Source organism: Pseudomonas sp. F01002 (genome assembly GCF_004402115.1).
Taxonomy (GTDB): Bacteria; Pseudomonadota; Gammaproteobacteria; order Pseudomonadales; family Pseudomonadaceae; genus Aquipseudomonas; species Aquipseudomonas frigoris.
Genome location: NZ_SOPU01000018.1, coordinates 445,407 through 458,903, shown reverse-complemented (window position 1 = coordinate 458,903; position 13,497 = coordinate 445,407). Strand labels below are relative to the sequence as shown.

The window sequence follows — 13,497 nt, the reverse complement described above, 5'->3', positions numbered from 1 at the left end:
CAGCTGCTACAAAGGCGGATATGTCGCTTAATCAGGTTCAGACCAACTCTTTAAGCCGATGCCACAACATCCCCAACGCCAACAACGGCGAGCGCAAATGCTTACCTCCAGGGAATGTGATATGCGGCACCTTGGCAAACAGATCAAACCCACCACCCTGCTGACCACTGATAGCCTCAGCCAACAACTTCCCCGCGAGGTGCGTGGCATTCACGCCATGACCGGAATAAGCCTGGGCGTAATACACATTCGGTTGATCCTTGAGCCGGCCGATCTGCGGCAGACGATTAGCACCAATGCCAATCATCCCACCCCATTGAAAGTCGATCTTCACCCCGGCCAATTGCGGGAAAACCTCCAGCATCTTCGGCCGCATGTACGCGGCGATGTCCTTCGGGTCGCGACCTGAATAATGGCAGGCACCGCCAAACAGCAAGCGTCGGTCCGCCGAGAGCCGATAGTAATCCAGTGCCACCCGTTGATCGCAGACTGCCATGTTCTGCGGCAGCAGTGAGTGAGCCAGCGCTTCACTCAACGGTTCGGTGGCGATGATGTAGCTGCCGGCGGGCAGCACCTTGCCGCCGAGTTCGGGATTGAGTTCATTGAGGTAGGCGTTGCAGCCCAGCACCAGCGTCTTGGCGCGGACCGAGCCCTGGGCGGTATGGACCTTGACCTCGGGGCCATAATCGATGCGGGTGACTGCCGATTGTTCGAACAGCTTCACCCCGAGCTGCTGGGCGGCGGCCGCTTCGCCCAGTGCCAGGTTCAGCGGGTGCAGATGCCCCGAGCCCATGTCGATCAATCCGCCGACGTAGCGGTCGGACCCGACTACGGAATGCATTTCGCTGGCTTGCAGCAGCCGGGTTTCGTAACGGTAACCGAGGCTGCGCAGCTCTTCGGCGTCTTCGGCAAAACCTTCAAGGTCGCGAGGCTTGTTAGCGAGGTCGCAATAACCCCAGGTCAAGTCGCAAGGGATCTGAAAACGCTCGACGCGCTGTCGGACGATTTCCACCGCTTCCAGTCCCATGAGTTTCATCTGACGCACGCCGTCCGCACCGATCACGTTGGCGAACTGATCGAGGCCGTGGCCGACGCCCCGAATCAATTGCCCGCCATTGCGCCCGCTCGCGCCCCAGCCGATCTTGTGCGCTTCGAGCAGGACCACGCTGAAACCGCGTTCGGCCAGTTCGAGCGCCGTGTTCAACCCGGAGAACCCGCCACCGACCACGCACACGTCAGCCACCAGGTCGTCTGTGAGCACTGGATGATCGGGCTGCGGAAGGCTGCTGGCGGCGTAGTAAGAAGCAGGGTGCTGGTGGTTCGGGGCAGGTTGCTGAGCACCGGCATTCATGTGCGTGGTCCTGATTCGTGTGTTTAGAAAATTTGACGGAGCATAAGCCGGACCTTCGGACACCGGCAACACTGGTCGGTTGGTGCTGTCTGGATCAGGGCTTTTACGTCAGAATCGCGCTCTATTCCGCTTTTGGTTACCGCTTCGATGAGCTGCAACAGTCAGAAAATTCGCACGTTACGGCAGCAGATTCCCTCGTTCGAGTGCGTGCCCGGCTGCCATGACTGCTGTGGGCCGGTAACCACCTCACCGGAAGAAATGTCCCGCCTGCCGCGCAAGACCCGCGCCGAGCAGGATGCTGCGATGGACGAACTCAATTGCGTTCACCTCGGACCCAACGGCTGCACCGTGTATGACGAACGGCCGCTGATCTGTCGGCTGTTCGGCACCACAAAGACCTTACCGTGCCCGAATGGGCGGGGGCCGGTGGAGCTGATTCATCCGCGGGTTGAAAAGCAGATTCATGAGTACATGGCTTCGACGCGGCAGGTTCTGGTCTAAGGGAAGACCGAGTCGCCTGCATTCGCGAGCAAGTCGGATCGCCGCACCGCCGCTCCCACATGGATCTGTGCAAGACACAGAATTTGTGGCCAGTGAAGATCACTGTGGGAGCGGGCTTGCTCGCGAAGGCGGCCGACCAGTCACCACAAAGACTCAATCCGGAATCGGCAGGCACAAACTCTCTTTCACCTCTTCCATCACGATGTAGCTCTTGGATTCGCGCACATGCGGCAGCTTGAGCAGGATGTCGCCCAGCAACTTGCGGTACGAGGCCATCTCGGAAATCCGCGCCTTCACCAGATAGTCGAAATCCCCTGACACCAAATGGCACTCCAGCACGTGGGGAAGCTTCAGGACCGCGCGTCGGAACTCTTCGAAAGTGTCGCCGGATTTGTAGTCGAGGCTGATCTCGACGAACACCAGAAGACTACCCTTGAGGTGCTGCGGATTGAGCCGGGCGTTGTAGCCCATGATGATCCCTTCGCGCTCCAGCCGCCGGACCCGCTCGGTACACGGCGTGGTCGAGAGCCCGACCTTTTCCCCCAGCTCGGTGAAGGAGATGCGTCCGTCCGCTTGCAGGATCCGCAGGATGTTGCGGTCGATCTTGTCCAGCTCACGTTTGGTCTGAGTGTTGGTACGCATAGGGGATGCGCCTCCGTGAAAAGCGTTTTTGCCGAGAATTCTCGCCAAATATAGGCACTTATATAGTGAAAAGCACTGCCTAATCTTTTTTACACTGCGCACATCAATGCTCGACAACTACGAACGTCAGCGGCAAGCCGCGATGAGGGATATGAAAATGCGCGTTATGGTCTTGGGTAGCGGCGTCATCGGTACCACCAGTGCTTACTATCTGGCGCGTGCCGGGTTTGAAGTGGTGGTCGTGGACCGTCAGCCGGCCGCTGCCATGGAGACCAGTTTCGCCAACGCCGGGCAGGTGTCGCCGGGTTATGCCTCGCCGTGGGCTGCGCCGGGTGTTCCGCTTAAAGCCATCAAGTGGCTGTTGCAGCGGCATGCACCGCTGGCGATCAAGGCCACCGCCGACATCGACCAGTACCTGTGGATGGCGCAGATGCTGCGCAACTGCACCGCCAGTCGTTATGCGGTGAACAAAGAGCGTATGGTCCGCCTGTCCGAGTACAGCCGTGACTGCCTCGACGAATTGCGCGCCGAAACCGGCATTGCCTACGAAGGCCGCAGCCTCGGTACTACCCAACTGTTCCGCACCCAGGCTCAACTCGACGGCGCCTGGAAAGACATCGCCGTGCTGAAAGAGTCCGGCGTGCCGTTCGAATTGCTCGACCGCGCCGGCATTGCCCGCGTTGAGCCGGCGCTGGCCAGCGTCACCAACATTCTCGCCGGTGCCCTGCGCCTGCCGAACGACCAGACCGGCGACTGCCAGATGTTCACCACTCGCCTGGTCGAAATGGCTACCAAACTCGGTGTGGAATTCCGCTTCGACCAGGACATTCAACGCCTGGACTACGCCGGCGACCGCATCAATGGTGTCTGGATCGACGGCAAGCTGGAAACCGCGGATCGCTACGTGCTGGCCCTGGGCAGCTACTCGCCGCAACTGCTCAAGCCGCTGGGTATCAAGGCGCCGGTGTATCCGCTCAAGGGTTACTCCCTGACCGTGCCGATTACTAACCCGGCGATGGCCCCGACTTCGACTATCCTCGATGAGACCTACAAGGTCGCGATCACTCGTTTCGACAACCGCATCCGCGTCGGCGGCATGGCTGAAATAGCCGGTTTTGACCTGTCGCTGAACCCGCGTCGGCGTGAAACCCTGGAGATGATCGTCAACGACCTCTATCCTCAGGGCGGCGATCTGGCCCAGGCGAGTTTCTGGACCGGTCTGCGTCCGACTACGCCGGACGGCACGCCGATCGTGGGTGCTACGCCGTTCAGCAATCTGTTTTTGAACACGGGTCACGGCACGCTTGGTTGGACCATGGCGTGCGGTTCCGGTCGCTTGCTGGCCGATCTGATGGCGAAGAAAACGCCGCAAATCAGCGCCGAAGGCCTCGATATTTCCCGTTATGGAAAAAAACTTCAGGAGTCTGCAAAACATGTCAATCCAGCGCCAGCTCACCAATGAGCGCATGAGCCAGATCGTAGTCCACAGCGGTACCGTGTATCTGGCAGGGCAGGTCGGCGACGATATGAACGCCGGGATTGAACAGCAGACCCGTGAAACGCTTGCCAACATCGAACGTTTGCTGGATCTGGCCGGGACCGACAAGAGCCGTCTGCTGTCGGTGACGATTTACTTGAAAGACATTGATGCACACTTTGAAGGCATGAACGCGGTCTGGGACAAGTGGCTGCCAAAAGGCGTCGCACCGGCCCGTGCCACCGTTGAATCGAAGTTGTGCGAACCGCAAATCCTGGTTGAGCTGTCGGTTGTCGCCGCTCTGCCATAAGCCCGTCAGAAAGATCCCTCTCCCGGTGCTACTGGCGGTTCACGCCGTCAGCCAGCGCCGGTTTTTATTCCCATGACCGCCTAGAAGTCTGCCGCCATGCGTCCTGCCCGTGCCCTGATCGACCTTCAAGCCCTGCGCCACAACTACCAAATCGCCCGTGAAGTCACGGGGGCCAAGGCCCTCGCGGTGATCAAGGCCGATGCCTACGGTCATGGCGCGGTGCGTTGCGCCCAGGCGCTGGAAGCCGAGGCAGACGGTTTTGCCGTGGCCTGTATCGAAGAAGCGTTGGAGCTGCGAGCCGCGGGCATTCGTGCGCCGGTGTTGTTGCTGGAAGGTTTTTTCGAAGCCGATGAGTTGTCACTGATCGTCGAGCATGACTTCTGGTGCGTGGTGCATTCGCTGTGGCAGCTCGAAGCCATCGAGAACGCTGCACTGAGCAAGCCGATCACGGTCTGGCTCAAACTCGATTCGGGCATGCATCGGGTGGGCTTGCATCCAAAGGATTATCAGGCGGGCTATCAACGGCTGCTGGCCAGCGGCAAGGTCGCGAAGATTGTACTGATGAGTCACTTCGCCCGGGCTGATGAGCTGCACAGTCAGGCCAGTGCCGAGCAGGTCGCGGTGTTCGAAGCTGCGCGCCAGGGCTTGTCGGCTGAGGTCAGCCTGCGTAACTCGCCGGCAGTGCTCGGTTGGCCGCAAATTCCGAGTGATTGGGTTCGCCCGGGCATCATGCTCTACGGCGCTACTCCGTTTGAAGAAGCCAATGCCGTGGCGTCCCGCCTGCAACCGGTGATGACCCTCGAATCGAAAGTGATTTGCGTGCGTGAACTGCCGGCCGGCGAGCCGATCGGTTACGGCGCCACATTCATCACCGAGAAACCGATGCGCGTGGGCGTGGTGGCCATGGGTTACGCCGACGGCTACCCACGTCAGGCACCGACCGGTACGCCCGTGATGGTCGCCGGGCAGCGCAGCCAGTTGATTGGCCGGGTGTCGATGGACATGCTCTGCATCGACCTGACCGATGTGCCGCAAGCCGGCCTCGGTTCGACCGTCGAGTTGTGGGGCAAAAACATTCTCGCCAGTGACGTGGCGGCGGCTGCGGGCACGATTCCTTACCAGATCTTCTGCAACCTGCGCCGGGTGCCAATGCTCTATTCCGGGGCTTAGGTTAAAGCACCCCGACCGAAAGTCGCTTCACCGAACAGGATTCAGGTCCAAGTGTTGTAAATACTGAACGCTGTCGCCATGATAACGCTCAATATTCCAACAACCTGAATCCCTGGAGGCTCCAGCATTGGACGTCGGTGAACGACTGCAATCCATCCGTAAGCTCAAAGGACTTTCCCAGCGTGAACTCGCCAAACGCGCGGGCGTCACCAACAGCACCATTTCGATGATCGAGAAGAACAGCGTCAGCCCCTCGATCAGTTCGCTGAGGAAGGTACTGGGCGGGATTCCCATGTCCATGGTCGAGTTCTTTTCCGAAGAGATCCTGCAGGAAAAACCGACTCAGATCGTCTACAAAGCCAACGAGCTGATCGATATTTCCGATGGCGCAGTGACCATGAAGCTGGTCGGCAGGGCTCATCCGAGCCGGGCCATCGCGTTCCTCAACGAAATCTACCCGCCAGGCGCCGACACCGGTGACGAGATGCTCACCCATGAGGGCGAGGAAACCGGGATTTTGCTCGAAGGTCGACTTGAACTGGTGGTGGGGCTTGAAACTTTTGTGCTCGAAGCCGGCGACAGCTACTACTTTGAAAGTACTAAACCGCACCGTTTCCGTAATCCGTTCGATGCGCCAGCGCGACTAATCAGCGCAGCTACTCCAGCGAATTTCTAAGAAAAGAGGCGTCCCGCCAGTATTGCGGAGGTGCCCGAGTTGTTTTTCCGCCACGCATAAGACCCCTTCGACTTTAGGGTTGTTTCAGTGTGGCGGGCTTACCGTTATACTTGCGCCCGCCTGCGAACCGTGGCCGTGGGCGTGACTAGCCACCATTGAGGGTGAACGCGTGAATCTAATTATGAAAATGCTGGCCGTACCAGCAACCGTATTGGCCCTTTGGGCAGTCAGCGCACAAGCTGCGACCAACGACGATATTGCTAAACGCCTTGAGCCAGTCGGCCAGGTTTGCGTTCAGGGTAAAGAGTGCAAGGGGATGGAAGTCGCTGCTGCTGCAGGCGGCGGTGGTGCCAAAACTCCTGACGAAGTGATTGCCAAACACTGCAACGCTTGCCACGGCACCGGCCTGTTGGGCGCGCCGAAAATCGGTGATGCCGCCGCTTGGGGCGAGCGCGCCAAGAAGGAAGGCGGTGTTGACGGTTTGCTCGCCAAGGCGATCTCCGGCCTCAACTCGATGCCGCCAAAAGGTACCTGCGCCGATTGCGCAGACGCCGAGCTTAAAGGCGCCATCCAGAAGATGTCCGGCCTGAAATAAGCCTTCATCTTCAGCAAAAAGCCGCTTTCGAGCGGCTTTTTTGTGCCTGCGATTTACGCCCGAGGCTATTCATTGCAGCAAAGACCCGGCAAGCTCGGTCCAACCTCGGTTCACGGAATGTAAGGGAGGATCAAATGGTGCAGCTGTGTTCTATCGAGCAAGCGGTCGATGATGTCTTGGCACGGTTGCCGGCGCATATCCACATGGGCCTGCCCCTCGGTCTGGGAAAACCCAACCACTTCGTCAACGCTCTGTTTCAACGCGTCGCGCAGTTGCCCGAGCGGCAGCTGACGATCTATACCGCCCTTTGCCTGGGCCGTCCTTCCTTGGGCGACGGCTTGCAAAAGCGCTTCCTCGAACCCTTCATCGAGCGGGTGTTTGGCGATTATCCGGAACTGGATTTCCTGGCCGACCTGCATCGCGACAGCCTGCCATCCAACATCCATGTTCAGCAATTCTTCATGCAGCCCGGCAGCCTGCTCCACAGCGCACAGGCCCAGCAGGATTACGTCAGCAGCAATTACAGCCACGCCGCTCGTGACATCAACGCCGCCGGATTGAACCTGGTGGCGCAATTGGTGGCCAGCCACAGCGAGCACCCCGACCGCCTGAGCCTGAGCTGCAACCCGGACATCACCCTCGACCTGTTCCCCATGATCGCCAAGCGTCGGGCGGCGGGGGAGACGATCCTGCTGGTGGGCCAGGTGCACAATGATTTGCCGTACATGCCCGGCGATGCCGAAATCGGTATCGACACGTTCGACTTGTTGATTGACGAGAAGGACAGCACCACGCTGTTCTCCACGCCGAACATGCCGGTGGGTTTCCAGGATCACTTCATCGGGCTGCACGCCAGCACGCTGGTGCGTGACGGCGGCACCCTGCAGATCGGCATCGGTGCCATGGGTGATGCCCTGACCGCTGCGTTGCTGGCGCGGCAGGCCGACAATGACGGATACAAGGCGTTGCTGGCGGACGTCAATCTCAGCCAGTGGGCGCAACTCATCGACCGCGAAGGCGGCGTCGAACCCTTTGCCAAGGGCCTTTACGGTTGCAGCGAAATGTTCGTCAACGGTTTGCTGGTGCTGGCCGACGCCGGGATTGTGCGGCGCAAGGTCTACCCCGATGTGCCGACCCAGCAACAGGCCAATGCCGGCACGCTGGACGAAGCCGCGCAGACTGACGGCATCTCGGTGCATGGCGGTTTCTTCCTTGGGCCGCGCAGTTTCTATGAGCGGTTGCGCGAGCTGCCGCACAGCAAGCGGCTCGAGTTCAACATGACCCGCATCAGCTACATCAACGAGCTCTACGGTCAGGAAGAACTCAAACGCTTGCAGCGCCTCGATGCGCGCTTCATCAACACCGTGTTCACCATGACGCTGCTGGGTGCAGGCGTGGCCGATCAGCTCGAAGACGGGCGAGTACTCAGCGGTGTCGGTGGGCAATACAACTTCGTTGCGCAAGGACATGCGCTGGAAGGGGCGCGTTCAGTGTTGCTCCTGCGCAGCTGGCGCGAGTCGGGCGGTGAGGTCAGTTCGAACATCGTCTGGGAGTATGGCCACTGTACAATCCCGCGGCACCTGCGAGACATCGTGGTCACCGAGTACGGCATCGCCGATCTGCGGGGCAAGACCGATGCGGCAGTGATCGAGGCGTTGCTGAACATCAGCGATTCACGTTTCCAGTTGGGGCTGATCGAGCAGGCTCAGGCAGTCGGCAAGTTGCCGAAGCATTTCCGTATTGATCCACGGTTCGCCGACAACAGTCCGCAGCGCTTGCAGGCCATCCAGGCGCGGCATCCGCAGTTGTTTCCGGAGTATCCGTTGGGTTGTGATTTCACCGCTGAGGAGAAGGATCTGTTGCGGGCGCTGAACTGGTTGAAGAGCAAGTTCAAGCTCACGGAGATTCTGGAACTGGGCAAGGCAGCGCTGGATGCGCCGGAGCCTTCATCGTTTCCCGAGCACCTGGAACGGATGCAGCTGACCAACCCGGAAGGGCTGAAAGAGGATTTGTTTCAGCGGCTATTGCTCACCGGCCTCAAAGCCACCGCTTTGTAACGACCAGCGGAGACCAAATGTGGGAGCGGGCTTGCTCGCGAATGCGGTGTGTCAGTCAAAGTTGATGTCGTCTGACACACCGCATTCGCGAGCAAGCCCGCTCCCACACTGGTTTTGCGGTGTGGCGGTTTATTCGATGAAGGTTACGACGCCATCCTTCAGCGACTGCACGCGCGCCAACGATTCAACGCGATAACCCTGCGCATCCAGTTCCGCACGGCCGCCCTGGAACGATTTCTCGATCACGATACCCAAACCAGCAACCGTAGCGCCGGCCTGTTTGATGATCGAGATCAGCGCTTGCGACGCCTTACCGTTGGCCAGAAAGTCATCGATGATCAACACGCGGTCGCTGCTGGTCAGGTGGCGCGGGGAGATCGCCACGGTGCTTTCGGTCTGCTTGGTGAACGAGTAAACGGTCGCCGACAGCAGGTTTTCGGTCAGGGTCAGGGACTGATGCTTGCGCGCAAAAATCACCGGTACGCCGAGGTTCAGGCCGGTCATGATCGCCGGCGCAATGCCCGAGGCTTCGATGGTGACGATCTTGGTGATGCCCGAATCCTTGAACAGCGTGGCGAATTCGTCGCCGATCAGCTTCATCAGGGCCGGGTCGATCTGGTGGTTCAGAAAGGCGTCGACTTTCAGGACCTGGTCGGAAAGCACGATGCCTTCTTCGCGAATTTTCTTGTGCAGTGCTTCCATGAAGCTTTCCTCTTCGGGCGGCTTGTGCGCCTAAGGCTGGTTAAAAAGTAGTCGATTCTAGCGCTTTAACATCGCGCGTATATCCGCCAATGCGGTATTGCCGCGAACGGCTTTGACTTCAACGGGTGTGTCGTCGGTGCCTTCCCAGGCCAGGTCATCCGGCGGCAGCTCATCAAGAAAGCGGCTCGGCGCGCAGTCGATGATCTCGCCGTATTGCTTACGCTTGGCGGCGAAGGTGAAGGCCAGTGTCTGACGCGCTCGGGTAATCCCGACGTAAGCCAAGCGACGTTCTTCTTCAATGGTGTCGGCTTCGATGCTGGAACGGTGCGGGAGGATTTCCTCTTCCATGCCCATGATGAACACGTAAGGGAATTCCAGACCTTTGGAGGCGTGCAAGGTCATCATCTGCACGCCTTCTGCGCCGTCTTCCTCTTCCTGCTGACGCTCCAGCATGTCGCGCAGGACGAGTTTGCCGATGGCGTCTTCGACGGTCATCTCGCCTTCTTCGTCTTTTTCGAGGGTGTTCTTCAGCGCCTCGATCAAGAACCAGACGTTACCCATGCGGTAATCGGCGGCCTTGTCGCTGGAACTGTTGGTGCGCAGCCAGTTCTCGTAGTCGATGTCCATGACCATGCTGCGCAGCGCCGAGATCGGGTCTTCGCCGGCGCACTGCTCGCGGACCTTGTCCATGAAGCGCTTGAAGCGCGACAGTCGATCGGTGAAGCGCGTGTCCAGATGCTCGCCCAGACCGATTTCATCGGTGGCGGCGTACATCGAGATTTTGCGTTCGGTGGCGTAGTTGCCAAGCTTTTCCAGCGTGGTCGAACCGATCTCCCGGCGTGGGACGTTGATCACCCGCAGGAAGGCGTTGTCGTCGTCCGGGTTCACGATCAGGCGGAAGTAGGCCATCAGGTCTTTCACTTCCTGACGTCCGAAAAAGCTGTTGCCGCCGGACAGGCGATACGGAATCTGGTGGTGTTGCAGCTTCAGCTCGATCAGCTTGGCCTGGTAGTTACCGCGATACAGAATCGCAAAATCGCTGTACGGCCGATCCGTGCGCAAGTGCAGGGTCAGCAGCTCCACAGCCACGCGTTCGGCTTCGGCGTCTTCGTTGCGGCAACGGATCACGCGGATCTCGTCGCCGTGGCCCATCTCACTCCACAGCTGCTTTTCGAATTCGTGCGGGTTGTTCGAGATCAGTACGTTGGCGCAGCGCAGGATGCGGCTGGTGGAGCGATAGTTTTGCTCCAGCATCACCACTTTCAGGGACGGGTAATCGTCCTTGAGCAACATCAGGTTTTCCGGCCGGGCGCCGCGCCAGGCGTAGATCGACTGGTCGTCGTCACCGACCACGGTGAACTGGTTGCGTATGCCGATGAGCAACTTCACCAGCAAATACTGGCTGGCGTTGGTGTCCTGGTATTCGTCTACCAGCAGGTAGCGGACTTTGTTCTGCCATTTTTCGAGGATGTCGGCGTGTTCCTGGAACAGCTTCACCGGCAGCAGGATCAGGTCGTCGAAGTCCACCGCGTTGAACGCCTTGAGCGTGCGCTGATAGTGGGTGTATACGATGGCGGCGGTCTGTTCCTTGGGGTTGCGCGCGTTTTCCAGGGCTTCGGGCGGCAGGATCAGGTCGTTTTTCCATGAGCCGATCATGTTCTTGATCTCGTCGACGCCGTCGTCGCCCGAGTATTCCTTCTGCATGATGTCGGTCATCAGGGCTTTGACGTCGGTCTCGTCGAAGATCGAGAAACCCGGCTTGTAGCCCAGCCGCACGTGTTCCTTGCGGATGATGTTCAGGCCCAGATTGTGGAAGGTGCAGACCGTCAGGCCGCGGCCTTCGCCGCCCTTGAGCAAGGTGCCGACCCGTTCCTTCATCTCGCGCGCGGCCTTGTTGGTAAAGGTCATGGCGACGATGTACTGGGCGCGGATGCCACAGTTCTGGATCAGGTGGGCGATCTTGCGCGTGATCACGCTGGTCTTGCCGGAGCCTGCGCCGGCGAGCACCAAAAGAGGGCCGCCGACGTAGCTCACGGCTTCTTGCTGCCGGGGATTGAGTCGGGACATACGAAGTCAGGGAGTCGTTTGCGAAATGGGCCGGCATTTTAACAGGCTCAGCGAATTGTGCTGCTCTCTCCGACTTGTGACGCAGCACGCTATCTATATTTGCCGGTTTTGATACTTTCACGCAGGATGCGCGATAAATGTGCGTCTATTGTTCGTTATTCAAGATACAAAGCCGCGTTTGATAACCGAGGTCATTTGGTCATTGGTTACCGGCGCTGCATAATGCCCGCCGCCTACATCTTTGCAGAGTCTAGGGAGCTAGCTTGTCTACGCCTGTCGAACCCTTGCGTTTGCTGCTACTGGCCGAAGAGCCAGCGTGGGCAGCGTTGTTGCGTGAGTGTCTGGCTCCGATGGGGAGCTCGACCGTGCTGATCAGCGCGCCGAGCTGGGAGTCAGTCAGCAGTCTGTTCGATGACAACCGCGGTGCGGTGTTGTTGACGATTCCAGCGCTTCAACCTCTACCTGGCCGTTGCAGCCTGCCGACGGTATTGCTGCTCGAACATGAGCCGCTGTCGCCGCCCGATGGTGTGAGTGACTGGCTGGTGCGCGATCACCTTGATTCCGGCATGTTGCGCCGGTGCCTGCGGCATGTGCGCGAGCGTGGCGTGCTGGAAAACACCCTGCAGCGCCTGGCCGAGCAAGACCCGCTGACCGGCATCGCCAATCGCCAGGGTTTCCAGACCTTACTGGCGGCACGCCTGGCGGAAAACGACGGCCGCGGCCTGGCCCTCGGTCACCTCGACCTCGACAACTTCCGCCACGCCAACGATGCCCTCGGCCACCAGGCCGGTGACCGGTTGATCCTGCAAGTGGTCGCGCGGCTGAAAAGCCAGCTTGAGGCCAGCGATCAATTGGCGCGGCTGGGCAGTGATGAGTTCGCCCTGCTGATCGACACCCGCCGCGCGCCTCAGCGCGCCGAATGGATGGCCGAGCGCATTACGGAAGCGCTGGCCGAACCTTACTGGGTCGATGGCGAAAGCCTGTTGATCGGTTCCAGCCTCGGTATTGCCCACGCCCGGGCTCAGGCCGGCGCCGACCCGCTGATGTGGCACGCACACATCGCCATGCAACAAGCCAAAAGTACGCAGGGCTGTACCTTTCACATCTTCAACGAACGCATCAACCGCAATGCCCGCAGCATGGCCGACCTCGAAAGCGAGCTGCGCCGGGCGTTGCGTCGTGACGAGCTGGAATTGCATTACCAGCCACGGCTGAACCTTGAGGACGGGCAGATCGTCGGCCTCGAGGCCTTGGTACGCTGGCGTCATGTCGAGCGCGGCTTGCTGCCTCCCAGCGAATTCGTGCCGCTGGCCGAGCAAAGCGGCTTGATCGTGCCGCTGGGTTACTGGGTGATTTCGCGGGCCCTGCGGGACATGCAGGCGTTGCGCGAGCGGGGTCTGCCAGCGCTGCACATGGCGATCAACCTGTCGTTCCGGCAGTTTCAGGACAGCCAGTTACTCTCGACACTGAGTCGGTTGATTGCCGAACGCGGCGTCGAGGCGCAATGGCTGGAGTTCGAACTGACTGAAACCGCGGTGATGCGCCGCAGCGATCTGGTCAAACAGACCATGGATGCCCTGGGGCGTCTGGGTGTGCGCTTCTCCCTCGACGACTTCGGCACCGGTTTCTCTTCGTTCGTGCACCTCAACAGCCTGCCGATTGCCTTATTGAAGATCGACAAGAGCTTTGTCGGCGGCATGGAGCAGCGCGAAGAGAATCGAAAACTGGTCCACGCGATGATTAACCTGGCGCACAACCTCAATCTGGAAGTGGTGGCCGAAGGCGTAGAAACGCCGGAGCAACTGGATCTGTTGCGCGGGTTTGGCTGCGATCAGGTGCAAGGATATTTGATCAGCAAGCCGTTGCCGTTGGCTGAACTGGTGGAATACCTGACCTTTGGCAGCAGCCAACAGCCTGCACAGGAAGTCGTGAACTAACCACGGACAAAT

General features: G+C 59.7%; 12 protein-coding genes. 8 read left to right on the top strand and 4 right to left on the bottom strand.

The genetic code is table 11. The features are described 5' to 3' along the window. Positions 1–37: 37 nt before the first annotated feature. Positions 38–1,351, bottom strand: coding sequence for an FAD-binding oxidoreductase (locus E3W21_RS15985; RefSeq protein ID WP_134420897.1), 1,314 nt, complete (start codon positions 1,349–1,351; stop codon positions 38–40). A 147-nt stretch (positions 1,352–1,498) separates the two neighbouring features. On the opposite strand from E3W21_RS15985, the gene E3W21_RS15980 reads away from it, so the two are divergent. Continuing rightward, on the top strand, positions 1,499–1,852 hold the full coding sequence (locus E3W21_RS15980; protein ID WP_007947437.1) for a YkgJ family cysteine cluster protein: 354 nt from the start codon (positions 1,499–1,501) through the stop codon (positions 1,850–1,852). A gap of 153 nt (positions 1,853–2,005) precedes the next feature. On the opposite strand, the gene E3W21_RS15975 is transcribed toward E3W21_RS15980, so the two are convergent. Beyond that, positions 2,006–2,494 (bottom strand): Lrp/AsnC ligand binding domain-containing protein, encoded by a 489-nt coding sequence (locus E3W21_RS15975; protein WP_010465173.1) that lies wholly within the window; start codon positions 2,492–2,494, stop codon positions 2,006–2,008. Positions 2,495–2,651: 157 nt separating this feature from the next. Between E3W21_RS15975 and dadA the strand changes: the two genes are divergently transcribed. From dadA to E3W21_RS15945, 6 genes are all read left to right on the top strand, one after another. Beyond that, positions 2,652–3,956 (top strand): D-amino acid dehydrogenase, encoded by a 1,305-nt coding sequence (gene dadA / locus E3W21_RS15970; RefSeq protein ID WP_046053837.1) that lies wholly within the window; start codon positions 2,652–2,654, stop codon positions 3,954–3,956. Next, the gene (locus tag E3W21_RS15965) at positions 3,928–4,281 is read left to right on the top strand and encodes a RidA family protein (RefSeq protein ID WP_076029299.1); all 354 of its coding nucleotides are present in this window, start codon (positions 3,928–3,930) and stop codon (positions 4,279–4,281) included. Before dadA ends, E3W21_RS15965 begins: the two co-directional genes overlap by 29 nt. Positions 4,282–4,377: 96 nt before the next feature. After that, positions 4,378–5,451 carry an alanine racemase gene (gene alr / locus E3W21_RS15960; protein WP_134420895.1) on the top strand — a complete coding sequence of 358 codons (1,074 nt, stop codon included), beginning with the start codon at positions 4,378–4,380 and terminating at the stop codon, positions 5,449–5,451. A gap of 127 nt (positions 5,452–5,578) precedes the next feature. Next, positions 5,579–6,127 (top strand): cupin domain-containing protein, encoded by a 549-nt coding sequence (locus E3W21_RS15955; RefSeq protein ID WP_008150195.1) that lies wholly within the window; start codon positions 5,579–5,581, stop codon positions 6,125–6,127. Between the two features lie 169 nt (positions 6,128–6,296). Continuing rightward, positions 6,297–6,722, top strand: coding sequence for a cytochrome c5 family protein (locus tag E3W21_RS15950; RefSeq protein ID WP_129440019.1), 426 nt, complete (start codon positions 6,297–6,299; stop codon positions 6,720–6,722). A 134-nt stretch (positions 6,723–6,856) separates the two neighbouring features. Beyond that, the gene (locus E3W21_RS15945; protein ID WP_134420893.1) at positions 6,857–8,779 is read left to right on the top strand and encodes an acetyl-CoA hydrolase/transferase C-terminal domain-containing protein; all 1,923 of its coding nucleotides are present in this window, start codon (positions 6,857–6,859) and stop codon (positions 8,777–8,779) included. Between the two features lie 129 nt (positions 8,780–8,908). On the opposite strand, the gene E3W21_RS15940 is transcribed toward E3W21_RS15945, so the two are convergent. Further along, positions 8,909–9,481 carry a xanthine phosphoribosyltransferase gene (locus E3W21_RS15940; RefSeq protein WP_007934646.1) on the bottom strand — a complete coding sequence of 191 codons (573 nt, stop codon included), beginning with the start codon at positions 9,479–9,481 and terminating at the stop codon, positions 8,909–8,911. A gap of 57 nt (positions 9,482–9,538) precedes the next feature. Further along, positions 9,539–11,548 carry a DNA helicase Rep gene (rep, locus tag E3W21_RS15935; RefSeq protein WP_008150203.1) on the bottom strand — a complete coding sequence of 670 codons (2,010 nt, stop codon included), beginning with the start codon at positions 11,546–11,548 and terminating at the stop codon, positions 9,539–9,541. Positions 11,549–11,811: 263 nt separating this feature from the next. Here rep and E3W21_RS15930 point away from each other — a divergent pair, with 263 nt between their 5' ends. Next, a complete protein-coding gene (locus E3W21_RS15930) occupies positions 11,812–13,485 on the top strand; it encodes a bifunctional diguanylate cyclase/phosphodiesterase (protein WP_134420891.1) in 1,674 nt (557 codons plus the stop codon). The last annotated feature ends 12 nt before the right edge of the window (positions 13,486–13,497 follow it).